The following is a 25,754-nucleotide window of genomic DNA, read 5'->3' on the forward strand; positions in this document are numbered from 1 at the left end:
TTATAGATCAACCACAATCTCCTTACCACGATAGCGAACTTTCTGATTTATTTTCTTTTCATCGTCATAACCCGAAGCAGTTTGCGGACTTACATAGATGATATTAAATGTCCGTCCCTTCAGCATACCTTTAAATGAACCTTTTTTTTGACCGATCGTAAGTGTTTTGGCAGCATCGTTATAATCCAATGAAATCTGAATGCTTTCTCCCTTTTCGTAATCGTAGGTCAGGCCATCGTCTTCATATAGTACAAAATTTGCATCTGCACCAGCGTATACGTAAAGATCAATTTCAGAGGCAGGCTTTTCGCCGGTATATTGCAACTCAGGTCCCAACGGAATAATCGACCCGCCGCGAACAAACAAAGGTATCCGTTCATAAGGAGCATCTGCTTCTACGTCCTTACCCCCTTCGAAATAAGAGCCATCGTAAAAATTATACCAAGAACCGTGGGGCAGATAAACGGACCGCGATACCTTCCCTTTTTCGGTTACTGGATTCACCAAGAGCGAAGGACCAAACATGTATTGATCATCGATATTCAAAGTCTTTTCATCATCCCCATAATCCATCGCTAACCCTCTGATCATTGAGTAGTTATCATAATAGGTAGCAGCAGCTATCGAATAATTATAAGGAAGGAAGCGATACCGAAGTTTGATGTAATATACGATGCTTTCATAAGCCGCATGCCCTTTCGGAGCTATATTAAACGGTTCACGATATGGAAATTGACCATGTGCCCTAAACATCGGCAAAAAAGCACCGTATTGATACCAACGTGTATTCATTTCTCTCCACTCTTCCAGATCGGCCCTCGCCGGCTCATAATACCTGTCCTCAACCAAAAATCCCCCGGCATCCATGGTCCAATAGGGCACTCCCGACATGGAAAAGTTAATTCCTGCTGAAATTTGGTCGCGCATATCATGCCAACGGGATGCGATATCGCCACTCCAAGTGGCCGAGGCATAGCGTTGCTGTCCGGCAAAAGAAGAACGGGTTAGGATAAATACCCGATTGTTCGGGTCGACGGCTCGCTGACCTTCGTAGATACCTTTCGCGTTCAATAATGGAAATGCATTGTAATACCTCACCGATGAACCTATAGCTGGTTGCATAACAGCCTTTCGTGCCTCCATGTTTATATTTGAGTGCATATCCGGTTCACTGGCATCCATCCACCAGGCATCAACTCCTATGCTATACAGCTTCTCGTTCATCAAGTCCCAAAAGCCTTTTCTAGCTTCTGGGTTAAACGGATCGTAAAAGGTGGATGTATAACCCTTTCCTATCCAGTCCTTCCGCGCATCAGCAATGTTTCTTGAATACAACCACCCCTTGTCCCGAAAGTATGGATACACACTTGACTCTTCGTTGATTTTCGGCCATACAGATATCATGAGACGGAAGTGATCTTGGTGAAGTTTCTCGATCATCCCTTTGGGGTCTGGAAAACGCTCTTCATCAAAATCGTGACTCCCCCAGTCATGTTCTTTCCAATAGGACCAGTCCTGTACCATATTATCGATTGGAATCTCTCGCTTTCTAAATTCTGCGGCAGCGTCCAATAGTTCTTTTTGTGTTTTGTAGCGTTCGCGACTTTGCCAGAAGCCGAAAGACCATTTCGGCATAATAGGAGCTCTACCTGTAAGACTTCTGTAGCCCGATATTACATCGTCCATATTATCTCCGGAAATAACGTAGTAATCTATCGCATCTCCAGCTTCAGAACGAAACGAAAAGGTGTTTTTTAATGAAGCTGGGATGGGTTTCTGGATCTTCAACCCTAAATATGACTCCCCTCCGGCAGGTGTCCATTCCATGCGTATCGGATATTTTTCCCCGCTTGTCATGTCGATATCTATCTCGAAAGAGCCCGCATTCCACGAAGCACGCCAGCGATCCTCAACTAGTTCTCCATTAATCCACACCTTCAAGTAACCGGCATAGTTGAAATGGAGTCTGTGTAGACCTTCATAAGGCGACTCGATTGACCCTTCATAACGAACGAAAGCATCTTGTAAGTTAATCTCTTTTGGAAATTTATGCTGATCTGATAAGTATAAATAATTAATTTGCGATTCAGGCCTAGAAAGTACAACTTTATCCAAGCTGTCTTTGTGAAAATAGTTTGCTGTAAGCCAACCCTCCTGGCCGTCTGCACTTGTCAACTTGAGTGAAGATAAAGGCTCAAGAGGTCGCACATCACCCGCTTTTGTAATCGAATAATTATTCCATAAAATGCCATAGTTTTGATTTGAGGTAAGGAATGGCACGGCAACTTCCGTATTGTACTGAAGTAATGTAACCTGTCGTCCTCGGTAATTCATTACGCCGCTTTGATGCTGACCCAGTCCATACAGACCCTCATTTTCGTCTATTTCAAAACCTTGGGTTATTTTATAAAATGCGTCCCCCTGGTAGGAATTTGCTATAAAAGAGTGTGAAGAACGCTTACGCTCAGTCACCAGCTCTTTGCCAAATTGGTCTTTAAACACAATGACACCCGTAGTTAAGCAAACGTTTGCATTCAAGTACCGAGTTTTAATTTTCAAGGTATCTGCCTCTTCCTCTGTTGTCCATTCAACTGCCTTTTTACGTAGCGTGTCAACAGTGATAAAATCTTCATTCCTTTCAACCCTGGGACCCTGAGTCACACGTACATGGATTATTTGTTCACTAATCGGCGTCAAGCTGATCTTCTGCTCTATCGCAGTCTGGAAAGTGTCGTCGAAATCAATATCAACTCCAGTTTTTGTCACCTGATACCGAGCGGTCTGAGCAACCGCAAAAGAAAGTGACACCAGCAATAATATAGCGAGTGAAGTAAAACGTTTTGTCATTTTGAAAGTTTAAATGGTCAAGTCGTAAAAATAGTAAAAATGAATATTTATTCCCCATCCTAATACATTTTTTTAAATTCGCTTGTGGAAAGCACATCTTTCATCCCTACAAACCGGATCGTGATTTCCTCGTTATTATCATTAAAGCATATTCAGAATGAAAAATATATACTTAAGCGACGCCGGCCCGAAAGTTTCTCCAGCGATATATGGATTCTATAGATGGAATAGCATCACAAATGTGTCTCAAACCATGGAGAAAATCGTAAATCTCTGTTTGGAGCTGGGAATTAACACCTTTGACCATGGCGACAGCTATGGTTCATATCATTGCGAAGAAGCATTTGGCAATTTAATCGGAAAAGGGACAATAAAACGCAAAGATGTTGTTTTATTCACGAAGTGTGGACGAAACCTTCCGAACGACCTTAATTCTGAAATACGGGTTCCTCATTATAATACATCGGCAGAACATATTATCAAAAGTGTTGATGGTTCACTTAAGAAGCTAAAAACCGATTATATTGATATTTTCCTCTTAGACCACTTGGATCCCATATCAGATTTAGAGCAGACCGCTCAAGCGTTGGAAAACCTTAAGCGATCCGGCAAGATCCGAAATATTGGCGTGGCAAACTTTTCTGTTTTCGAGCATCAATTGCTGGCAACATACCTCAGCACGCCTATTGTAACAAACCATGTTGAGCTGAATCTACTCAACGTTGAGGCCTTGGATAACGGCCAAGTTGACTATATCAAGCAACGTTATATGCGCCCACTAGCATCCACTCCATTAGCGGGAGGGAGAATTGCAAAAGGAGATGATCCGCAAGCGAAGCGCATCCGTAAAAAACTCGAAGAGCTTAGTCCGAAGTATCATGTAGATATCGAGTCGATAGCCGCAGCCTGGTTAATCAAATTAGGTGCATTGCCTCTGATTGGAACAACAGACGAGAATCGCATACGAAATATTGCTAATGCTTTCAGTATTGATTTAGATCACCAGGATTGGTATGACCTGTATAATACCACGCGAGGTAAAAACGGATCAGACTTTTAAAGCAGCATCTAGGTCTTCTATAAGATCATTGATATTTTCTAAACCGACCGACACCCTGAGTAAATTTCTCGGGGTTTTGGTGTCTGGACCTTCAATCGATGCTCGGTGTTCAATAAGACTTTCTACACCTCCTAAGCTGGTTGCTTGAATAAAGATTTTCGTTGCATTGGCAACCTTCTTTGCTGCGCTCTCTCCGCTCGCGGTCGTAAATGAAAGCATACCTCCAAAACCCGGATAGAAAACATCAGCAACTTCCTGATGTGATTTAAGAAAGGCAACTAGTTGTTTAGCATTGGCATCATGTCCTTTCATACGATAGGGCAATGTTTTAATTCCGCGTATCGTAAGGTAGCAATCGAACGGTGATATCACGGCTCCCGAATGCTCCTGAACTGCACAAATTCGTTGCCAAAACTCGTCTTTATTACGAGTAATCAACCCACCACCTAGGGCATCACTGTGACCGCCTAAATATTTTGTAGTGGAATGCATAACAAGATCCGCACCTAACTTAAGAGGGTTTTGAAAAACAGGTGTGGCAAAAGTGTTATCACAGCAAACTTTAATGTCTTTTGTTTTCACAAGATCGCAAATAGCAGTGATGTCGCTTAGTAGCAATAGCGGGTTTGAGGGGGTTTCGATCCAGATTAATTTTGTATTGGATTTTAAAGCGTTCTTTACAGCCTCCAGATCAGACATATCTACAAATTCCACTTCAAGAATCCCATTATAGACCACCTTCAGCTGGTTTCTTAACCCATGGTACATGTCGACCGGAGCAATAACATGGCTTCCCGGCTCTAAAGCCTGAAAAACTGCGCTTCCAGCAGCATTGCCTGACGAGAATGCACAGGCATCCTCCCCTCCTTCTAACAAGGTAAGTACATTTTCAAGCGCCACACGGTTGGGGTTGGATATACGAGTGTACATATAACCACTGGGGTACGCTCCTTGCGCGTCCCGTTGAAAAGTTGTAGACAATGTGAGGGGTTGGATAGCAGCACTTCCCGGCTCTATCAAATTACCAGCATGAATTGCGATTGTTTCAATTTCCATTTGTTGACTATAATAGATTCAAATGCATCCCTGCATTTTTTTATAAAATTAATAATTAAAATACAAATGCAACAAATTTTAAATAAATGAACAAAAAAAGAGCAGCCGCCGAAGCAGCCGCTCTTCATTCTATTATTATTATGAAAAAACTATGATTTATTAACGATAAACTGAGGATTTGCCCGGAACCAGTCGCACAGCTCTTTGGTTACAACTTTATCGATGTCCAGCCCCATAGCTTTGGCAACACCCTCCCCATACGCTGGGTCGGCAATATAGCAATGTTGAGCATGGCGGATCTTCACATACTCTTCCGCACCGTCAATAGCTCTGGCAGTATTTCCAAACAATAACTCTTGCTTTTCGGGTGTCATTAACCTGAAGAGATTTCCAGGTTGTGTATAATGGTCATTATCATCTTCATAATGATTCCAATGATCTGCATCCCCATGTAACGCCAATGGTGGTTCTTTTACTTCGGGACTTTCATTCCAAGCACCCTGACTATTTGGAGTATAATGCACTTTAGACCCATAATTACCGTCTACACGCATCGCGCCGTCTCGGTGGAAAGAATTCACAGGGCATTTGGCTTGATTTACCGGAATCTGATGATGATTCACACCTAATCTATAACGCTGCGCATCTCCATATGAGAATAAACGGCCCTGTAACATTTTATCAGGTGAGAAACCGATACCCTCAACGATGTTAGCTGGAGTAAATGCAGCTTGCTCCACTTCTGCGAAATAGTTCTCAGGATTTCTATTCAACTCAAAATAACCTACATCGATCAGTGGATATTCCCCTTTAGGCCATACTTTTGTCAGGTCGAAAGGGTTGTGATAGTGATTCTGTGCCTGTTCTTCCGTCATCACCTGAATCTTCATATTCCAACGAGGGAAGTCCCCATTTTCAATCGACTCAAACAAATCACGTTGCGCACTTTCACGATCGTGCCCAACAATTTTTGCAGCTTCATCGTCGGTTAAATTCTCAATCCCTTGTTGAGTTTGGAAATGAAACTTCACCCAAACACGCTCATTATTAGCATTGATCATACTAAACGTATGGCTTCCAAATCCATGCATGTGACGCATTCCACGTGGAAGACCACGGTCGCTCATCACGATAGTAACTTGATGAAGCGACTCAGGGATAGACGTCCAGAAGTCCCAGTTATTTTGGGCACTTCTCATATTGGTTTTAGGATCTCTTTTAACCGCATGGTTAAGGTCGGGAAACCTAAGTGGGTCTTTGAAGAAAAACACTGGTGTATTATTCCCTACCAGATCCCAGTTTCCGTCATCCGTATAAAACTTTAACGCGAAACCTCTAATATCTCGTTCTGCATCGGCTGCTCCACGTTCACCGGCGACAGTTGAAAAACGAGCAAACAAATCGGTCTGCTTCCCTATTTCCGAGAACAAGCTTGCTTTTGTATACTGTGTGATATCATGAGTCACCGTAAATGTCCCAAATGCGCCCGACCCTTTAGCGTGCATTCTTCTTTCCGGGATCACCTCACGATCGAAATGTGCTAATTTTTCTATTAACCAAACATCTTGTAATAACACCGGACCTCTGGGACCTGCTGTCTGAGAGTTTGTGTTATCAGCAATAGGTCTTCCATTAATTGAGGTGAGCTTGTCGTTTTTCTTTTCCATGTCTTTAATTTTTTGGTGTGAGAAGTCATACTGAATCTTCTTAAAGATAATAAACTATTTGTTTTGTTATCAAATATAAAGAGCATTTAGCGATATAATGCATCTTTTAAAGTGATGTGCTATAATCAAAAACTATACGACAAAACGAAACTATATTCGCGATTTATAGTATTACTGGAATGGATCCTATATTATTTACGTTGGAGTGATAACATTATTCAAAACAAATTGTATATTTGATTTATTGTCTACTAGAATTATAGTTTATTAAACGATTTAAATTTAATTGATATGAGTTTACGATTAGGGGACACGGCGCCCAATTTTAAAGCCGTTACAACCGCAGGAGATATCGACTTCTACGATTATCTTGGTGATAGCTGGGGAGTCTTATTTTCTCACCCGGCGGACTATACGCCGGTGTGTACAACTGAACTGGGACGGACTGCACAATTGGATGAAGAGTTCAAAAAAAGAAACGCTAAGGTTCTAGCTGTTAGCGTTGACCCGATTGAAGACCATCACGGCTGGGTGAAGGATATCAATGAAACCCAAAACACAGACGTTAAGTTCCCACTAATTGCGGACAAGGATCGGAAGGTTGCAGAACTTTATGACATGATCCATCCGAATGCGTCAGCAACAGCAACTGTACGTTCGGTATTTTTGGTCTCTCCCGACAAAAAGATACGACTTACGCTGACTTATCCTGCTGCCACTGGTCGAAACTTTACAGAAATCTTACGTGTGCTTGACTCACTGCAGCTAACAGATGAGCATAGCGTTGCTACGCCGGTGGACTGGAACAAAGGAGACGACGTAATCGTTTCTCCGGCAATCCCAACCGAAGAAGCAAAAAATAAATTCCCTAAGGGAGTCAAAGAAATCAAACCCTATTTACGGTATACAGCTGACCCATCAGCCTAAACCTGTTTCTGATAAAAACAAGAAAGCCCGCTTAATGCGGGCTTTCTTATTTTGCTTTAACGATAATCCTTATTGTTTCGAGAATATATCCTTTATTATTCTTTCATAAGCAATTGCATGCTCCATCATTCCAATATCATTCGGATGTGAACCATCGACTGTTGAGTTGATACCCATATTAATATCTTCTGTTTTCAGCAAGTATATATTCTCCGTTCCACTGGCCTTTAACTCTGAGAAAACCTTTTCCAAGAAAGCCGTTGTTCGCTTATAACGATTATTTCTTGGCTGATCAATTATTAGATCGGTTCCACCCCCGCTGTTCTCAACCAGCAGAATGGGAGTTGCCGGATTTTTCTCTTGCAAGGAAGCAACAGCAGCAGTTACACGTTGCCGAATGTCATCTTCAGAATAACTATCAGAGCTCAGGTTAGGAAGACAGTCGAGCACAAACAATCGAGCTTCAGTATCGCCTATGACATCAATCAATGGTTTTTCTAAGCGACCATTACCAGAAAAGCCCAGATTGATTATCGGCATATCTAATTTCCGTCCTAAAATGGATGTCCATGCCAAGCCGGGTCGAGTTGCGCATGCACCCTGAGCAATGGATGTACCATAAACAATAATCGGTGCCTGTTCATCAACGGGAATAAATGACACACCATCCGTCTCTTTAACGCCAACCTCTAACCAAGAAACCTCGTTATACAACGGTAAATAAAGGCGAAAACTTCGGTTTTCATTATGGTCTGCAGTAGGAAACGTATAGGTTATAGTGTCTTGAAATTGATATCTCCCGGGTGCCCATTCCCACTCCCCATTGTTGTTTTTTGCGTAGAGATCCACCCCACTAACACCAGTTGCCGGCATATGATTCATATCAAGTCGTTTGGTAACCTGATAACGAACAACAATCTCCTTTGCGGGTGTTCGAAACTCGATATATTCTCCGGCATTATCTTTTGACAAGTTCCAAACTGGCTTACGCACATCTGCTTCCATACCAGCCGGTAGCCGATCGTAACCCGCGATATTTGGTAACTGTCCGTTGATAACAGTATACGACTCATCCAGTGGGTTTTTCCAAGTGATAAACGACTGCCCATCAAGCCAAGCTAAAAACAGGTCCATCCACTTCTTTTGAGATGTTGGGTTATTCATACCGAACCCGTGCCCACCTTTTTCGTAACTCACAAATTCTACCGGCACCTGATTCGCTTTCAGGGCATCTATAAACCGAAGGCTATTTGAAATCGGCACTACTTTGTCATCTTTTGCGTGAAATATAAAGGTCGCCGGCGTGTTGCTGTCAACCTGCTTTTCATTCGAGTAGTTGAGCACCTGTGCTGAAGAAGGACTTTCTCCTATCAAGTTCTGCCGAGAGCCCATATGTGTAATCTGAGAATCAAAACTAATAACGGGGTATGCCAACACCATAAAATCTGGTCGAAGACTCGTATTATTTGGATTAGGAATCAATGGCTCTTTGTAGTGGGTACCCAATGTAGATGCCAAATGACCACCGGCTGAAAAACCCATAATACCGATTTGGTTCTCCGCAAGCCCCCATTCTCCAGCTCGCTCGCGGACCAGCTGAATAGCCCGCTGCGCATCTTGTAACGGGCCAATGCTTTTATCCTTCATAGTGAGGTCACTCGGCAGCCGATATTGCACAACAAAGGCAGTAATCCCTTCCTCATTCAGTCGTTCGGCGACCTCATAACCTTCGTGGGAAACTGCTAAGATGGAATACCCTCCGCCAGGAAAGATGATAACTGATTTCCCGTTTTTCTTTTGCTCAGCTGGGAAAAAGGCTACAATTTTAGGGATTGAGACTTCGGACATGCGTGTTATACCATCATCGCCAGTCACACTCTTCTCATGAACTTGATTGACTTTTTCATTGGGAATGTCCTTATACAAATCCATCGTAGTCTGTGCCATTAACGGCGCTTGGAACATCAACATGAGCACTAAAAGTATATTTTTCACATCACAATTTATTAAACAAATGAAATCGATTGCTAAGTATCCTTTTTTAAGATACATTAAAAAGTAAAAATAAGGAATGATTTTAGAAAGACGGATAATTATTCCTTAATTTTGAGCATGGAAACGAAAACTGAACGCGTGGTTATTGTTGGTGGGGGGTTTGCGGGACTGAATGTGTTAAAAAAACTCGCTAATAACCCACATTTTGAAGTCATACTTGTCGACAAAAATAATTATCATTTTTTCCCTCCATTAATTTACCAGGTCTCAACTGCTTTTATAGAGAACTCGAATATTAGCTATCCGTTTCGGCGTATGTTCCAGAGCATGAATAATGTGCGTTTTCATATGGGTTCATTGGTAAAGGTAGACCCAGCCGAAAATACGGTTGAAACCACTACAGGAACATTGCGTTATGACTATCTGGTGTTAGCACTGGGAACCGAAACGAATTTCTTTGGCATGGAGAACGTAAAGCAGCATGCTTTACCCATGAAAACCATAAAAGACGCTCTTAAGCTTCGCGATCACCTTCTTCTGATGATGGAGAAGGCGGTACGCACAAAAAACAAGTTTGAGAGAAACAAGTATTTCAATATCGTTATATCTGGAGGTGGACCAACAGGCGTAGAGATTGCCGGAATGTTAGCGGAAATGGTTCATAAAATCGGCGCAAAAGATTATCCTGAAATTACTGATCGAAATCTTAAAATTTACTTAATTGATGCGGCCCCCACCTTGCTCGGCCCTATGAGTACCAAATCACAACAGGAAGCCGCGAAAGTCTTGACAAAACTGGGGGTAATCATTAAGCTCGATACCCCCGTAAAAGACTACGTTAATGGTAAGGTTATACTGGGGAATGGGGAAACCATAGCTACTAGTGCGCTGATATGGACATCGGGTGTGGTCGCATGTGAGGTTCCCGGCTTACCACCTTCTGTGATCGGACGGGGAAGAAGAATTATAGTGAACGAGTTCAATCAGATTGCCGCTCCAAACTCAAGCTTGCCGGACAATATTTACGTAATTGGAGATATTGCACTTCAAACAAGCGACAAGAACTTTCCCAACGGGCACCCACAACTCGCACAGGTGGCCATTCAGCAAGGGGATCTATTAGGCGCTAATCTAAAAAGAATGAGTAAAGAAGAGTTTCTCGAGCCCTTCTCTTATAACGATAAGGGCAGTATGGCTATTATTTCCAAGTACAAAGCTGTGGTTGATCTTCCAAAAGGCCATTTTAAAGGATTCTTTGCATGGCTGGTTTGGCTATTCATCCACTTGATACCTATCGCTGGCTTTAGAAACAAATTCACACTAACTTTCAATTGGTTTTGGGCATTTGTGACGAATGATCCGACGCTTCGCTTAATTATCGGCTCTGGCAAAAAAGAAGAGGAAGACACAAAAAGCGAGCTACCCAAATAATTTTCACCGATTTTTTAGGGGTCTTTACCGATTTCTCGATTCAGCTTACCTAATATAGCTTGCCCAGCGGTGGTAGAGCGACTAGTTTTGATTCAAATATCAAACTATGAAACTCTTTTTACGACCGATGAAAACGTTTATAACCTTAGCAACGCTATGCTCAATCTTGTTCTTGTTTCAAATCAAACTGGCGAATGCACAGCAGCCAACTCAATATTCTATTGAAGGGAAAGTCCTCGACACCCTAAACCAAACACTCGACTATGCCACCATTAGCCTTTTGCACGCTGCGGATTCATCCGTCGCAAAAGTTATGTTCACCGACGAAAATGGAAAATATAGGTTCGATGCTATTAAATCTGGGACGTATCTCGTGCAAGCGGAACTACTTGGTTTTTCAAGAAGTATCAGTCAGCCGATTCATATCGACGCTGCTACCTCACACAAGAAAGTTGAAGACCTAATTCTCAGACCGGTAAATCAGCAATTAAATACCATTGTTATTACTGGCGAGCGACCACTAATAGAACGAAAATCCGATATGTTGGTAGTCAATGTAGCGAATTCCACGTTAGCCGCCGGGAATAATGCCATGGATATACTTGAGCGTTCTCCGGGTATTACGGTCGATAAAGATGATAACATCAGCTTAAATGGGAAAAAGGGAATTATGGTTATGATCGACGGGAAACAAACGTACCTTTCTTCTGAACAACTAGGAAGTCTGTTACGTTCGACCGATGGGAACACCATTGAATCCATTGAAATCATCAACAATCCTTCTTCAAAATATGATGCAGCTGGCGGTCCAGGTATCATCAATATCAAGCTAAAAAAGAATAAAGTAGCCGGCACAAGTGGCTCACTAAACGTGGGAGGCGGCTACGGTAACGGACACAAGGCCAACAGCTCGTTAAACGTCAACCATAAAAACGGAAGAATAAATGTTTTTGGCATTTATTCCTACCAACAGAATGAGCGTACAGATCTTATTAATATCTATCGAATAGTTGGTGGTGATAATCAATTTACGAGCTTCGACCAAGGAAACACCATGATCCAAGCTCGAAAAAACCATTCCTTACGAGCAGGCTTTGACTATCAAACCTCGGACAAGAATACCCTGTCATTGCAGGCAAGCGGTTTAATTAATGACTCAGGCGACGAGAACAGAAGCGGCGTCCAAATTGGCTCGTTTCAATCAGCCCTAGACTCAACTCTGCTGGCTAATTCATTATTCGACGAAGACTTTAGAAGTTTCTCAGTGAACCTAAATAATACGTATACGATCGACACACTGGGCAGAAAACTATCAATTGACGCAGACTATTCTAACTTTTTCGAAGATGCATCTGCTAACTATACAAACACGTTTTATCGTCCGGATGGCGCCTTAATGCATGAGCCGTTAAAATCGAGAAGCATGATGCCATCAAGAATATACATCCAAGCCTATAAAGCCGACTACACACATCCTTTCAATGAAAAATCAGTGCTTGAAGCAGGCTTAAAATATGCCAATGTAAAAACCGATAATGATCTCAAGTTTTCAGAACTGAAAGACGAGCAGTGGGTAAACGATGAGAACCGAAGTAACCATTTCGTATATAGAGAACAAGTAGCTGCGGGATATGTAAGCTATCATACTACGCTTAATAAGTTTGGCATCAAGGCAGGGTTACGGTCAGAATATACCATCTCGGATGGTAATTCCATCACCCTTCAAAACCAAGTAAAACGAGACTATATTGACTTCTTCCCCAACTTATCTATCAGCTATAACGCATCGGACAATCATCAGTACAGCCTTAGCTACTCTAAGCGGATCAACCGCCCCCGCTACAATAATCTGAATCCTTTCAACTATTTTTTGGATCAATACACCTATGTTCAGGGAAACCCCTACTTGCAACCTGAATATACACATGCCCTTGCATTCAATTACACATTAATGAAACGGTTCAACCTGTCAACCGGATATGAGATCACGCAAGACGCTGTCGTTGAAATTATGAAACAGAATGACGTGAATAAGTCGACTTTCATCACTAACGAAAACATTGCACAACAGAAACAATGGTTTGTAAATATCAACGCCCCGGTTCGATTTACAAAGTTCTGGAATTCAAACACAAATGTCACAGGTTTTTATCTAGGCTTTGAATCTGAAGACGCGAACAATATCAACTATGGGCAATATGCCATGCAGTTAACTAGCAATCAAAACTTCACGATATTACCAACGTTGGGTGCAGAAGCTACCCTCAATTACCAATCGGGTCTGCGATACAGCATCTATAAAATCGCAGACGCTTGGAGTATTGACATGGGGATAAACAAATCGTTTAACAACAAAAAAGCCAACATCAAATTATCGGTATCCGATGTATTCAACACACGCGACCAATATGTCACCACGCAACATGGTAATTTGAACGCTATCATTGACCAAAAACGAGAAACAAGGGTTTTCCGTCTATCTTTCACCTACAATTTCGGAAACACAAAAATCGGCTCATCAAAGCATCATGAAAAATCTGATGAAGAGAAAAGAATAGGAAAATAAGCTATAAGCATGCAAGAAGATAGCTTAGATCCTCTTCCGTATGAAGACTGTTTATAACTACCCGATTCATCAGAGGATCAGTCGCACTGGGATAGTGAAAACTAGAGATCACAATTCCCTTCTTCAAAAGCTTAGCATACAATTCAGGGTTTTCAGTAGCATATACTGGAAACCCTGTTGCATAATACAAACCGGTGGGTTTACTAGCTTCAAAAAAAAGCATATTCGATTCCAGACGTTCTCTGTTTCGCTTATAAACAGATTCCGATTTTAAAAAAGCGTATAAAAGCGCCGGCGATGGTGGCGATGCCGCCAAAAACACAGCAGAAGTCTTTAACTGACTAATAATTTTCTCATCAGCTAAAACGACGCCTGCATCAATACCCATGGCTTTCGCCAAGGAGGCTACGACAACTCGTTGAATATGAGGTCCCGTTGGCAAGCTCATATAAATGCCTCTGCCCTTGTGAGTGATACCGATTCCATGTGAATCGTCAATTAGTAAAATGATCTCCTTGCTTTCATCGATATTAGAAAAGCTTGTAAAATCGAAAAGTTGCGGCCGTAAATTATCAAGCGAGTCGTTGACGATTAGAAAGCGTTTTTTGTTGCTCGCATTTATATACTTTACTGTTTGCTTTACCCAATCGTCAAAACTTAAACCAACTTGGGGTTTTGCTCCTAGCCAAAGTGCCGGATGTGTATTGGGTCCATAGATGATTTCACCGAAATCGGAAAAATATCGCACAGCGAGTTGGGCAACAAGAAAGCCACTGGAGGAAAGCAAGGCAGACTCAGCAGCAAATCGTTTAGCAGCTTCTGATTCCGCTTCTCCATAAATTCTTAATTGAACATTATTGCTTCGCGATGTACCATTACTGAAACCGTATCTTTTAGCTCCTTCAAAACAATACTCCCGAAACTCAGCATTGGCTCCGATTCCTAAATAAGAGGTACCTCCAAAGAATATATATTCGCGATCTTGTAATTGAATCGTTCTTGAAGGGGCGTAGGCTAACTCTGCAAAAATGTCTACCATAATCTATTAAATAAAAAGATCAAATAAAAAGAGCTCCCAATTGGTAGGAGCTCTTTCGATCATAATTAGGTTAGCAATATTTTTATTTCAGGAAAGGAAGAAGGCTGTCCGCAACCAACTGATTCCCCTTTTTGTTCAAATGTACACCATCGGTCGTAAGCACACCCTTTTCTAGATTATCTTGGTTATGCTGTTGCTCATATTCTCCAAATAACACTCGCAAATCACACAACGGAACGTTATTCTTTTTTGCCAACTCTCTGATTGCACCTGAATACTTATCAAGATCTTCATCTAAGTCATTTTGTCCGTTCGGCTTTTCTCCGATCACAGAGGGTGTACATAATACAACTTCACTCCCACTTTCCTTTATTCTATCAATAACTGCTTGATAAAACTGAATGTATTTATCGTAATCCGTTCCTGTGTGACTTGTTTTTTTATGCCACACATCGTTAATTCCTACGTAAACAACCACTAGATCCGGGTTCTTTTGAAGAACATCTTCTTCAATCCGCAGATATAAGTCATAAATTTTGTTACCTCCTATGCCTGCTCCTATCAATTCGTAGTCGGGCGCTTTCAGCTTATCAGACAGAATTGTTATATAGCCATCTTCATTTACTGCGGCTTGTGTAATGGAATCGCCAAAGAACACAATTCGCTTAGGCTTCAGCATCATAGAGCTGAAGACAATTAGTGAAAGACATAAGATAAAAGGAACGTAAAATTTTATCCTCATACACACTGGTTAACGTATTTAAAATTAAATGTAGCATATTTTTTTTATTCCATGAAATTAAATATAAAATAACTATAATAAATTTTACATGTTATACTTAATCCAATATACAATATCAAAACGGCAGTCCCATGCGAAAATTGATCATCAGGATATCACAAAACTGTAGTTATCTTTTACATTTCATAAACGAACAAAATCACCTCAAAATGAAAATTTAGGCTCATTTTACAAGTATCACCAAAAATAATTGACCATTTATTCATTTTTTTGATTAAAAAACTATTAATTATCGAAAAAAATTACTGATTTTTGTTTTATCACTAGAAAAAAGTACAAAAGAACAACTTATAAAATTAGAAAAATGAACAATCTCAGGTTCGACGCAGTAGAAACCGTATTATCACGTCAAAAAATCGACATTCCAGCACCAAAAGGCAAACCTTCTAGCTTTTATGGCCAGAATGTCTTCGGCATCAAAAAGATGAAAGACTATCTGCCGAAATACGCTTATGAAAAACTATTAAATGCTGTAGAAGGGGCCGATGTTATCGACCGTGAATTAGCCGAGCACATATCTCAAGCTATAAAGAGCTGGGCAATTGCAAACGGCGCTACACATTACACTCACTGGTTTCAACCACTGACCGGAAGCACAGCTGAAAAGCATGACGCATTTTTTGAACCGGATAGCGATGGCGTTGCTATTGAAAAATTCACTGCTGATGCCTTGATTCAACAAGAGCCAGATGCTTCAAGTTTTCCTAACGGAGGAATCAGAAATACGTTTGAAGCTCGAGGCTATACAGGATGGGATCCAACTTCGCCTGCATTTCTTTTTGAAACAGCCGCGGGTAAAACACTTTGCATCCCTACTGTATTCTTATCATATACAGGTGAAGCTTTAGATTATAAGGCTCCGTTGCTTAAATCCATTAGTGCATTAGACAAAGCAGCTACGGACGTTTGTCAATACTTTAGCAAAAGCATTACGCGGGTTTCAGCCTCTTTAGGGATTGAGCAGGAATACTTCTTAGTTGACCTGTCGTTATTTAATGCTCGCCCGGATCTACTTCTAACGGGTCGTACATTATTCGGTCATATGTCGGCAAAAGGCCAGCAACTAGATGATCACTATTTTGGATCCATCCCAGAACGTGTAATGGCCTTTATGGTCGACTTGGAGAATGAAGCTTTGAAGCTAGGGATACCACTAAAGACTCGACACAACGAAGTTGCACCCTCACAATTCGAATGTGCACCAATGTATGAAGAGATGAATTTAGCAATCGACCATAATCAGCTTCTCCTTAATATCATGGAACAGGTTGCATTGCGTCATAAATTCAAGGTACTTATTCACGAAAAACCGTATGCAGACATCAACGGATCTGGCAAACATAACAATTGGTCATTAATCACCAACACAGGTGTAAACTTATTGTCGCCGGGCAAGACCCCGAAAACCAACTTAATGTTCCTTGCCTTCTTCGTAAACACAATTAAAGCAGTATATGAACATAGTGAATTAATGAGAGCATCCATTGCTTCAGCAAGTAACGACCACCGTTTGGGAGCCAATGAAGCACCACCGGCTATTATATCAATTTTCGTAGGAGGCCAATTAAGCGATGTTCTAGACCAAGTGGAAACACCGCGGATTGCTAAAATTGTCAAAGCTGAAAGCATGTTATGGCATGGAATTCCAAAAATCCCTGAACTAAACTTAGATAATACAGACCGTAACAGAACTTCACCATTTGCATTTACCGGAAATAAATTTGAATTCAGAGCGGTTGGTTCCTCATCTAACTGTGCTAGCTCGATGACCGTTTTAAATGCTATTGTTGCAGATCAGCTCATTAAATTTAAAATCGAAGTAGATAAGCTAATCGCCAAGGGAACGAAAAAAGATCTTGCACTTTTGAACGTTATACGTAAATATATTAAACAATCAAAAGCCATTCGTTTCGAAGGAAACGGATATAGCAAAGAATGGGAGATCGAAGCCGAAAAGAGAGGCTTGTCGAACATCAAAACTACTCCCAAAGCGCTGGACATTTACACCGACGAGATTAGTATCAAACTTTTTGAATCATTAGGTATTCTCAACCGTCGTGAGTCGATTGCTCGCCATGAGATTCTTTTGGAAAGTTATTATAAAAAAATACAAATTGAAGCGCGCGTTATCGGAGAAATTGTCAACAGCATGCTTGCTCCAGCATCCATCACCTATCTAAATGAATTGGTGGAAAACGTGAAGGGCCTGAAAGACATTGGTCTTCCAAAAGAGTCTTATAGTTCTCAACTTAATCTAGTAGAGCGAATCTCTTCACTCATTAATAATATCTTAGAAGATACAGAAGCGATGCGCCAAGAACGTAAAAAGGCTAATAACATCGAAGACATTCGTGAACGTGCCATTGCCTATGATGAGAAAGTGAAAGTCTATTTCGATCAAATTCGTTACCACATCAACAAGTTGGAACAAATTGTAGACGACAGTAAATGGCCTGTACCGAAGTTACGCGAGCTTTTATTTGTCAAATAATCACCGTATACACATACCAATAAAATAATAAAAGGTCAGCACTGTCTGACCTTTTATTATTTACTACAATTTCAATACTTATTCCTTATTTTTGTGGCAATGTCTGATTTAAAATATAACCAACGCGGCGTATCCGCTGGAAAAGAGGATGTGCATAACGCCATCAAAAACATCGATAAAGGCTTGTATCCTCAAGCATTCTGTAAGATCATCCCCGATATACTTGGAAACGATGAATCGTATTGCAATATCATGCACGCAGACGGGGCTGGCACCAAGTCTTCCTTAGCCTACCTATATTGGAAGGAAACAGGAGACACTCGCGTATGGAAAGGTATCGCACAAGATGCGATCATTATGAATCTGGACGACTTACTGTGCGTGGGTGCTACCGATAATATTTTACTATCATCAACCATCGGAAGAAACAAAAACTTAATACCGGGTGAAGTGATCGCCGAAATCATTAATGGAACCGAAGAAATTTTAAGTGAGCTTCGGGAACTTGGTATTGGCATTTATTCTACTGGTGGGGAAACCGCCGATGTAGGCGACCTGGTACGTACCATCATTGTGGATTCAACCGTAACGTGCAGAATGAAGCGCTCCGATATCATCTCCAACCATACGATACAAGATGGGGATGTAATTATTGGATTGGCATCCTTCGGCCAGGCGAACTATGAAAGCGAATACAATGGAGGAATGGGATCCAACGGATTGACCTCAGCACGGCACGATGTTTTCTCGAAAGAGAATGCCGGCCAGTACCCAGAAAGCTATGATCCATCTATTCCTTCCGATCTTGTTTTTTCGGGGAGTCGTTCACTTACTGAAATAATCGATATTGGCGATGGAAAGACAATGACAGCCGGAAAATTAGTATTATCGCCGACACGTACCTATGCTCCCGTAATTAAAAAGATATTGGATGCCCATCGCACTGAAATTCACGGTATGGTTCACTGTAGTGGTGGTGCTCAAACCAAAGTATTGCATTTCATCGAAAACCTACATGTAGTCAAAAATAATCTATTCCCCCTTCCTCCCCTGTTTAAATTAATTCAGGAAGAGTCTGGAACTAACTGGCAAGAAATGTACAAGGTATTCAATATGGGCCACCGAATGGAACTTTATGTTCCTCCTCATTTAGCAGAAGAAATTATTCAAATTTCCGAAAGCTTTGGTATCGCTGCACAGAAAATTGGCTACGTAGAAAAGGCAGAGTCGAAAAAAGTAAGTATTCACAGCGAATTTGGCACGTTTACGTATTAGAACATAACGGTCAATTATAGGTTATACTAGTGATTGTTCCTAACAATACGTTATGAAACAAGAATGAATTAAATGAAAAGAATAGGCTGGAAAGAAATAGTCGATTTTATTGATTTCGAATTGCCAGACGTGCCTGCCAAGGTTGACACCGGAGCTAAAACGTCTGTGTTACACTGCGAACATATCGAATTGATAAAGAAAGGCAGAAAACAATTTGTTAAATTTAGCCCTCTTAGTGCGGAGATTTCCGGTGGCAAAACCTTCACTCTCCCTTTTCATAAGGAAAGAAAAATTAAAAATTCGTTCGGTCTGGAAGAGAACCGATACATCGTGCATACCCGAATACGTATGTTCAATGAAATCTACGATATTGAGATCTCACTGAGAGACCGGTCAAACATGGAATTTCCTATGCTATTAGGGAGAAGCTTTATACGCAGAAAGTTTCTCGTCGACGTAAACCGGGCTAATTTGGCTCATCACAAAGCCCAAAAAACAACATAAGATAAAAACGTTCAACTGAATAGAAGTGAAAATTGCAATCCTATCAACCAACAAGAACTTGTACTCCACAAGGCAACTTTACGATGCGGCTGTCAAACGTGGGCACGAGTGTCTTATCCTTGATCACCGAAAATGCTATGTTGGTATCAAGCAAGGTAAACCTAGCATTCATTACAATGGACAGGATGTATCAGATATCGACGCAATCATCCCGCGTATTGGTGCCTCGCTTACGTTCTATGGTTCGGCAATCGTCCGTCAGTTTGAAGTTATGGGCGTTATTTCCGCCAACCCCAGCCAGGCTATAACCCGATCGCGCGATAAACTGCGCTGCATGCAAATCCTTTCAGGTGCCGGTATCGGTCTGCCGGTGACCGGTTTTGCTCGGAACACCCATGACGTAGACGACCTTATAAAAATGGTAGGCGGGGCTCCCCTTGTGATTAAGCTACTGGAAGGCACACAAGGTATCGGTGTCGTTTTGGCAGAAACTAAGAAAGCAGCTAGTTCTGTGATCGAAGCTTTCTTCGGACTGGGGAACAACATCCTTATTCAGGAATACATCAAAGAAGCGAAAGGAACCGACATTCGCGTGTTTGTGGTCGACGGGAAAGTAGTCGGCGCCATGAAACGCACTGCTAAGGAAGGTGAATTTCGCTCCAACCTTCACCGAGGTGGTACAGCCGAACTAATTAAACTTTCCAAGGCTGAACGGGAGACCGCTTTAAAAGCCGCTAAGGAACTAGGATTAACTGTGTGTGGAGTGGACATGCTGCCATCCGACCGTGGCCCCTTGGTACTGGAGGTAAATTCATCCCCCGGTCTAGAGGGCATTGAAAAAGCTACGAATCGCGATATAGCAGCTAAGGTGATTGAGTTCTTAGAAAAACAACATGCCATCAAAGTACAAAACACCAAAAGCGCTAGAAAATCATCTAGTCGCCATAAACTATAAATCGTAAATAAAATAAGAAAAGAAGAGGTATAGACTTGGATTATTTAGAAGGATTAAACCCATCTCAACGAGCAGCAGTAGAACAATTGAAAGGCCCAGTAATGATTGTGGCCGGCGCAGGTTCAGGAAAAACCCGTGTAATTACCTATCGGGTAGCACACCTCATCCGAAATGGTGTGGACCCTTTTAGCATCTTGGTACTAACGTTTACAAACAAAGCAGCTAAGGAAATGCGAGAGCGGATTACCAGTGTTGTAGGAGATGCCGCGAGAAATATCTGGATGGGCACATTTCACTCCGTTTTTGCAAGAATTTTGCGTGTTGAAGCACAACATCTTGGCTATCCATCCAACTTTACGATTTACGACACAGATGACTCCAAGAGTTTGATCCGCACGATTCTGAAAGAAATGCAGCTCGACGATAAACTGTACAATGCGAATTTCGTTTATAACCGCATTTCGTCGGCAAAAAACAATCTGATTTCCGCTGCGGAATATCAAAAAAACGAACAGATCCAAGCTGAGGATAATTCGACAGGGAGAAGCTTTCTAGGCCAGATTTATCAAACCTATACACAGCGTTGTTTCAAGGCTGGGGCCATGGACTTTGATGATCTACTCTTCAAAACCAATGTCCTGCTAAAGAATCATCCAGAGATCCTGTATAAATATCAAAACAAGTTCAAATACTTAATGCTCGATGAGTATCAGGACACCAACTTCTCTCAGTACCTGATCGTGAAAAAACTTGCTGCCATTCACGAGAACCTGTGTGTTGTTGGTGACGATGCCCAAAGTATTTATGCGTTTCGCGGTGCCAACATCCAAAATATCTTAAATTTTGAAAAGGACTATCCAGATGTAAAAGTCTACAAACTAGAACAGAACTATCGATCCACAAAGAATATCGTCAACATTGCAAACAGTATCATTGCTAAAAACAAGAACCAGCTGAAGAAGGACGTCTTTTCCAACAATGAAACCGGCGACAAAATCAAAATTATCCGTGCTTTTAGCGATAACGAAGAAGGTAAAATCGTAGCAGAAAACATTGTTCAGAAGCGTTCGATATCCGGATCAAAATATAAAGAATTTGCCATCCTCTACCGAACAAATGCACAATCACGTGCTATGGAAGAAGCGCTGAGAAAACTGGGAGTTCCATATAAAATATATGGAGGCACTTCCTTCTATCAGAGAAAGGAAATTAAGGATTTAATCGCTTACTTTCGACTAACATTCAATCCGAACGACGAGGAAGCCTTAAAGAGGGTTATTAACTATCCACGTCGTGGTATTGGGAACACATCGGTCGAGAGGATCATGATCGCCGCCAACCAACAAAATATCGGGTTATGGGATGTTATTAAGGAGGCACCTACCTACCTTGATAACAGAACAGCCTCTGCTGTGGCACCTTTCTCGACCTTGATTCAAAGCTTTCAAGCCATCGCCAGCGACCATAATGCTTTTGACACGGCTATGCATATTGCGCAGCATTCGGGTCTTCTCCGAGATCTTTATGAAGACAAATCGGTAGAAGGATTGAGTCGTTATGAAAACATCCAAGAACTCCTCAATGGTATCAAAGAATTTAGTGAGCGTGAAGACATTGAAGAAAAGGGACTCGATGTTTTTATGCAGGACATTGCCTTGCTGACAAACGAAGACAATGATAAAGACCCTAATGCCGATACGGTATCGTTGATGACGATCCACTCATCCAAAGGTCTTGAATTTCCCTATGTCCACATTGTTGGCCTAGAAGAAAATCTTTTTCCTTCGCAACGTTCCTTAAACTCAAGAAGTGATCTAGAGGAGGAACGCCGCTTATTTTATGTAGCTTTAACTCGTGCTGAAAAAAATGTGTATATTTCGTATGCTACTTCACGCTATCAATGGGGGACGCTTAACAATTGCGAGCCGAGTCGCTTTATTGATGAGCTCGACCCACAATATTTAGACTTGGACTTTAAGCCTCGGATGGAAAGTAGCGGTCCGGCTTCAAGCTTTGCAAATGAGCGTGCGGGCTGGCAACAGAATCAGTCGGATCAACACGGCGACACGTACTTTAAACCCAAACCGAAGATTAAACAGAAAACCACAAGCATCTTACCAAAAGCGCATGTGCCGTCGGAAAACTTTAGTCCCTCTGACACTAGCAAACTGCAGGTGGGCATGGAAGTTGAACATGAAAGGTTCGGATTTGGGAAAGTAGTAAATGTTGAAGGGAAAGCTCCGGACATGAAAGCTACAATTTTCTTTAAAGAATTAGGACAGAAGCAATTGTTGCTTAAATTTGCAAAACTCAGAATAATAGATTAATTAGAAATTCAATATGGAATTTGATTATAACAGTACACGAAGTCCCCTTATTCTCGCTGAATACGGCCGTAACGTGCAGAACATGGTAGACTATATTTGTACACTACCAACCCGTGAAGAAAGAAATAAATATGCGCAAGTCGTAATCGACCTCATGGGATTCCTTAATCCTCATCTGCGGGATGTATCCGACTTCAAACACAAGCTTTGGGATCACTTACATATTATCTCCGACTTCAAGATCGACGTAGATTCTCCTTATCCGGTTCCAGAGAAGGAATCACTTCGTTCGAAACCGGAAATATTAGATTACCCACAGCATCGTATCCGATTTAAGCACTATGGAAAAACGGTAGAGAAGCTTATTGAATCAGCAAAAAAGATCGAAAACCCGGAGAGTCAGAAAAACATGATCACCTCCATTGCCAACTTTATGAAGATGGCTTACGTAACTTGGAACAAAGACTCTGTGGCGGATGAAACGATAATCAGTGATCTAAAAGAACTATCAAATGGCGAATTGCCAATTGATGAAAACATGACATTGAACAAAGTAGAATTTAAAACTCCGCCTCCCGGCAATCGCGTCCGTACGGGCCAAAGCTCGAAAGGCAATAAAAACGGGAAGAACCAAAACGGAGGAAAGAAAAGAAACGGAAAGCGTCACTAATTTTAAACACGGTACAATAAATTTATATTGATGAGCAAAAACTCTTTTGAGATTATTGGAGGCACACCATTAAAGGGAGAAATTACACCTCAGGGTGCAAAGAATGAAGCATTACAAATTATTTCAGCTGTTCTTTTGACTAAGGAAAAAGTTGTCATTAACAATGTTCCTGATATTAAGGATGTCAACAAGCTGATCGATCTGCTTAGCAACCTTGGTGTTAAAGTCGACCGTCTCGGTAAGGATAGCTACAGCTTTCAAGCAGAAAACATCAATACGGAATATTTTCAAACCGAAGAGTTTAAAACTAAAGGCGGCAGTCTGCGAGGTTCTATCATGATCGTAGGTCCCCTACTGGCTCGCTTCGGCAAAGCGTCCATTCCAAAACCAGGTGGCGATAAAATTGGACGTCGAAGACTCGACACACATTTTATAGGTCTAGAGAAACTAGGTGCAAAATTTGTTTACGACGCAGAAAATCATTTCTTCGACATTGATGCAAGTCAGCTGAAGGGCACATACATCCTAATGGATGAAGCATCTGTTACCGGCACAGCCAATATCGTAATGGCTGCCGTTTTAGCTGAAGGAACCACGACGATCTATAATGCTGCCTGCGAACCTTATCTACAGCAGCTCTGCAAAATGCTGAATCGTATGGGAGCAAAAATAAGTGGCATAGGCTCTAATTTGTTAACGATAGAAGGTGTTGAAGAACTAGGAGGCACGGAGCATCGCATGCTACCTGACATGATAGAAATCGGTTCTTTCATTGGCTTAGCCGCGATGACCGGGTCAGAAATAACCATCAAAGATGTCCACTTCAACGAACTGGGTATTATCCCGACGGTTTTCTCACGTTTAGGGATCAAATTTGAACTACGCGGGGATGATATCTATATCCCTGCACAAGAAAGCTATGAAATTGAAACGTTTATTGACGGTTCCATTCTAACTGTTAGCGATGCACCTTGGCCGGGTTTTACTCCCGACCTATTAAGCATCATACTTGTTGTAGCGATTCAAGCCAAAGGAAACGTTCTCATTCATCAAAAGATGTTCGAGAGTCGCCTCTTTTTTGTCGACAAGTTGATCGACATGGGTGCACAAATTATCTTGTGTGACCCACACCGAGCAACGGTTATCGGCCTCGATAACAACGTGCGCCTTCGGGGAATTGAAATGTCCTCACCAGATATCAGAGCCGGTGTTTCTTTGCTCATTGCAGCACTTTCAGCACAGGGCAAATCTGTCATTCATAATATCGAGCAAATTGAAAGAGGGTATCAGGATATCGAAGAACGACTACGCTCATTGGGGGCTAACATTCGGAGGGTCAGTTCTAGTGACGACTAGTTCGACGCTAGCTTAACGTGAACAGCATCATGAATTTGTCAGGAAATAAAATTTTCGAAGGCGGAATCAAAGAAAATCAGTTGTTTTGCGACTTATTAACACAAATCAAACAAACAGATTTAAACAGATGAGAAAGATTTTAATCTTATTAAGCGCACCAGCTATCTTTTTAGCTTCTTGCGTAAGTAACCCCGATGGTCAGAAAGCTGAGACTTCTGATGCAGTAGAAACGACAGTAACAACTGATGGAAATTCGCTAAGCGTAGACACCAGTGCTTCTACCGTAAAATGGTTAGGACAAAAAGTTACAGGCAAACACCATGGCGAAGTTGATATCACTTCAGGTTCTCTAATCGTTTCAGAGGATGGACACTTAACTGGAGGTAACTTTGAAATCGATTTGAACACAATCGACGTTCAAGATCTTGAAGGCGAAATGAGAGACAAGTTGATGGGTCACTTGAGAAGTGAAGATTTCTTTCACGTTGAAAATCATCCCACCGCTACGTTTGAGATAACAGAGGTTACCGAGGGCGCAACAGCTAACGAACTCGTTGTTGCAGGTAACTTAACCATCCGCGGCGTTAGCAAGAACATCAAATTTGATGCTACAGCATCGGAACTATCGGCTGAATCAGCAGTTCTTGACGCTAACTTTAACATCGCTCGTGAAGACTGGGGAGTTAGCTACCAAGGAAAAGCAGACGACCTGATTAGTAAAGAGATCAACTTTGACGTACACCTAGTTGCAAAGAAATAATAACGGTTCAGATCACAATCTGAATC

18 protein-coding genes are annotated in these 25,754 nt (G+C 41.6%); 12 read left to right on the top strand and 6 right to left on the bottom strand.

All coding sequences use genetic code 11. From position 1 onward, the window contains the following. Nucleotides 1-2,847, bottom strand: a complete 2,847-nt coding sequence (locus WKR92_RS03420; protein WP_375556432.1) for a glycoside hydrolase family 31 protein — start codon at nucleotides 2,845-2,847, stop codon at nucleotides 1-3. Nucleotides 2,848-3,004: 157 nt separating this feature from the next. On the opposite strand from WKR92_RS03420, the gene WKR92_RS03425 reads away from it, so the two are divergent. Continuing rightward, the gene (locus WKR92_RS03425) at nucleotides 3,005-3,907 is read left to right on the top strand and encodes an aldo/keto reductase (protein ID WP_375556433.1); all 903 of its coding nucleotides are present in this window, start codon (nucleotides 3,005-3,007) and stop codon (nucleotides 3,905-3,907) included. Here the strand turns inward: WKR92_RS03425 and WKR92_RS03430 are convergent. Then, the gene (locus WKR92_RS03430) at nucleotides 3,896-4,963 is read right to left on the bottom strand and encodes a trans-sulfuration enzyme family protein (protein WP_375556434.1); all 1,068 of its coding nucleotides are present in this window, start codon (nucleotides 4,961-4,963) and stop codon (nucleotides 3,896-3,898) included. The two genes, WKR92_RS03425 and WKR92_RS03430, sit on opposite strands and share 12 nt — an antisense overlap. Nucleotides 4,964-5,112: 149 nt before the next feature. Continuing rightward, on the bottom strand, nucleotides 5,113-6,630 hold the full coding sequence (locus tag WKR92_RS03435) for a catalase (RefSeq protein WP_375556435.1): 1,518 nt from the start codon (nucleotides 6,628-6,630) through the stop codon (nucleotides 5,113-5,115). A 291-nt stretch (nucleotides 6,631-6,921) separates the two neighbouring features. On the opposite strand from WKR92_RS03435, the gene WKR92_RS03440 reads away from it, so the two are divergent. Further along, nucleotides 6,922-7,557 (top strand): peroxiredoxin, encoded by a 636-nt coding sequence (locus WKR92_RS03440; RefSeq protein WP_375556436.1) that lies wholly within the window; start codon nucleotides 6,922-6,924, stop codon nucleotides 7,555-7,557. Between the two features lie 69 nt (nucleotides 7,558-7,626). Here WKR92_RS03440 and WKR92_RS03445 read toward each other — a convergent pair whose 3' ends face one another. Continuing rightward, on the bottom strand, nucleotides 7,627-9,552 hold the full coding sequence (locus WKR92_RS03445) for an SGNH/GDSL hydrolase family protein (RefSeq protein WP_375556437.1): 1,926 nt from the start codon (nucleotides 9,550-9,552) through the stop codon (nucleotides 7,627-7,629). Nucleotides 9,553-9,669: 117 nt separating this feature from the next. Here WKR92_RS03445 and WKR92_RS03450 point away from each other — a divergent pair, with 117 nt between their 5' ends. Beyond that, nucleotides 9,670-10,983 (top strand): NAD(P)/FAD-dependent oxidoreductase, encoded by a 1,314-nt coding sequence (locus WKR92_RS03450; protein WP_375556438.1) that lies wholly within the window; start codon nucleotides 9,670-9,672, stop codon nucleotides 10,981-10,983. A gap of 106 nt (nucleotides 10,984-11,089) precedes the next feature. After that, nucleotides 11,090-13,549: an outer membrane beta-barrel protein gene (locus WKR92_RS03455; RefSeq protein ID WP_375556439.1), complete on the top strand. Its 2,460-nt coding sequence runs from the start codon at nucleotides 11,090-11,092 to the stop codon at nucleotides 13,547-13,549. 1 nt (nucleotide 13,550) lies between these two features. Here the strand turns inward: WKR92_RS03455 and WKR92_RS03460 are convergent, their stop codons facing one another. Both WKR92_RS03460 and WKR92_RS03465 read right to left on the bottom strand, forming a co-directional pair. Next, nucleotides 13,551-14,588 carry an aminotransferase class I/II-fold pyridoxal phosphate-dependent enzyme gene (locus tag WKR92_RS03460; RefSeq protein WP_375556440.1) on the bottom strand — a complete coding sequence of 346 codons (1,038 nt, stop codon included), beginning with the start codon at nucleotides 14,586-14,588 and terminating at the stop codon, nucleotides 13,551-13,553. 82 nt (nucleotides 14,589-14,670) lie between these two features. After that, nucleotides 14,671-15,330, bottom strand: coding sequence for an SGNH/GDSL hydrolase family protein (locus WKR92_RS03465; RefSeq protein ID WP_375556441.1), 660 nt, complete (start codon nucleotides 15,328-15,330; stop codon nucleotides 14,671-14,673). Nucleotides 15,331-15,694: 364 nt separating this feature from the next. Here WKR92_RS03465 and WKR92_RS03470 point away from each other — a divergent pair, with 364 nt between their 5' ends. From WKR92_RS03470 to WKR92_RS03505, 8 genes are all read left to right on the top strand, one after another. Then, the gene (locus WKR92_RS03470) at nucleotides 15,695-17,881 is read left to right on the top strand and encodes a glutamine synthetase III family protein (protein WP_375556442.1); all 2,187 of its coding nucleotides are present in this window, start codon (nucleotides 15,695-15,697) and stop codon (nucleotides 17,879-17,881) included. A 99-nt stretch (nucleotides 17,882-17,980) separates the two neighbouring features. Beyond that, nucleotides 17,981-19,156, top strand: coding sequence for an AIR synthase related protein (locus tag WKR92_RS03475; protein ID WP_375556443.1), 1,176 nt, complete (start codon nucleotides 17,981-17,983; stop codon nucleotides 19,154-19,156). A gap of 72 nt (nucleotides 19,157-19,228) precedes the next feature. Further along, nucleotides 19,229-19,660, top strand: coding sequence for an ATP-dependent zinc protease family protein (locus tag WKR92_RS03480; protein ID WP_375556444.1), 432 nt, complete (start codon nucleotides 19,229-19,231; stop codon nucleotides 19,658-19,660). 25 nt (nucleotides 19,661-19,685) lie between these two features. After that, nucleotides 19,686-20,615, top strand: a complete 930-nt coding sequence (rimK, locus tag WKR92_RS03485; RefSeq protein ID WP_375556445.1) for a 30S ribosomal protein S6--L-glutamate ligase — start codon at nucleotides 19,686-19,688, stop codon at nucleotides 20,613-20,615. A gap of 35 nt (nucleotides 20,616-20,650) precedes the next feature. After that, nucleotides 20,651-22,942 carry an ATP-dependent helicase gene (locus tag WKR92_RS03490; protein WP_375556446.1) on the top strand — a complete coding sequence of 764 codons (2,292 nt, stop codon included), beginning with the start codon at nucleotides 20,651-20,653 and terminating at the stop codon, nucleotides 22,940-22,942. 13 nt (nucleotides 22,943-22,955) lie between these two features. Beyond that, nucleotides 22,956-23,612, top strand: a complete 657-nt coding sequence (locus WKR92_RS03495; RefSeq protein ID WP_375556447.1) for a DUF4290 domain-containing protein — start codon at nucleotides 22,956-22,958, stop codon at nucleotides 23,610-23,612. A gap of 30 nt (nucleotides 23,613-23,642) precedes the next feature. Then, nucleotides 23,643-24,968: a UDP-N-acetylglucosamine 1-carboxyvinyltransferase gene (gene murA / locus WKR92_RS03500; protein WP_375556448.1), complete on the top strand. Its 1,326-nt coding sequence runs from the start codon at nucleotides 23,643-23,645 to the stop codon at nucleotides 24,966-24,968. Nucleotides 24,969-25,095: 127 nt separating this feature from the next. Beyond that, complete coding sequence (locus WKR92_RS03505; RefSeq protein WP_375556449.1) at nucleotides 25,096-25,728, top strand: YceI family protein; 633 nt, start codon at nucleotides 25,096-25,098, stop codon at nucleotides 25,726-25,728. The last annotated feature ends 26 nt before the right edge of the window (nucleotides 25,729-25,754 follow it).

Source organism: Albibacterium profundi, from assembly GCF_042159835.1.
Lineage (GTDB): Bacteria > Bacteroidota > Bacteroidia > Sphingobacteriales > Sphingobacteriaceae > Albibacterium > Albibacterium profundi.

What these genes read in the sequence shown, in the direction of transcription:
- WKR92_RS03420 (WP_375556432.1), bottom strand. Translation starts at nt 2,847, where the DNA reads ATGACAAAACGTTTTACTTCACTCGCTATATTATTGCTGGTGTCACTT.
- WKR92_RS03425 (WP_375556433.1), top strand. Translation starts at nt 3,005, where the DNA reads ATGAAAAATATATACTTAAGCGACGCCGGCCCGAAAGTTTCTCCAGCG.
- WKR92_RS03430 (WP_375556434.1), bottom strand. Translation starts at nt 4,963, where the DNA reads ATGGAAATTGAAACAATCGCAATTCATGCTGGTAATTTGATAGAGCCG.
- WKR92_RS03435 (WP_375556435.1), bottom strand. Translation starts at nt 6,630, where the DNA reads ATGGAAAAGAAAAACGACAAGCTCACCTCAATTAATGGAAGACCTATT.
- WKR92_RS03440 (WP_375556436.1), top strand. Translation starts at nt 6,922, where the DNA reads ATGAGTTTACGATTAGGGGACACGGCGCCCAATTTTAAAGCCGTTACA.
- WKR92_RS03450 (WP_375556438.1), top strand. Translation starts at nt 9,670, where the DNA reads ATGGAAACGAAAACTGAACGCGTGGTTATTGTTGGTGGGGGGTTTGCG.
- WKR92_RS03455 (WP_375556439.1), top strand. Translation starts at nt 11,090, where the DNA reads ATGAAACTCTTTTTACGACCGATGAAAACGTTTATAACCTTAGCAACG.
- WKR92_RS03460 (WP_375556440.1), bottom strand. Translation starts at nt 14,588, where the DNA reads ATGGTAGACATTTTTGCAGAGTTAGCCTACGCCCCTTCAAGAACGATT.
- WKR92_RS03465 (WP_375556441.1), bottom strand. Translation starts at nt 15,330, where the DNA reads ATGAGGATAAAATTTTACGTTCCTTTTATCTTATGTCTTTCACTAATT.
- WKR92_RS03470 (WP_375556442.1), top strand. Translation starts at nt 15,695, where the DNA reads ATGAACAATCTCAGGTTCGACGCAGTAGAAACCGTATTATCACGTCAA.
- WKR92_RS03475 (WP_375556443.1), top strand. Translation starts at nt 17,981, where the DNA reads ATGTCTGATTTAAAATATAACCAACGCGGCGTATCCGCTGGAAAAGAG.
- WKR92_RS03480 (WP_375556444.1), top strand. Translation starts at nt 19,229, where the DNA reads ATGAAAAGAATAGGCTGGAAAGAAATAGTCGATTTTATTGATTTCGAA.
- WKR92_RS03495 (WP_375556447.1), top strand. Translation starts at nt 22,956, where the DNA reads ATGGAATTTGATTATAACAGTACACGAAGTCCCCTTATTCTCGCTGAA.
- murA (WP_375556448.1), top strand. Translation starts at nt 23,643, where the DNA reads ATGAGCAAAAACTCTTTTGAGATTATTGGAGGCACACCATTAAAGGGA.
- WKR92_RS03505 (WP_375556449.1), top strand. Translation starts at nt 25,096, where the DNA reads ATGAGAAAGATTTTAATCTTATTAAGCGCACCAGCTATCTTTTTAGCT.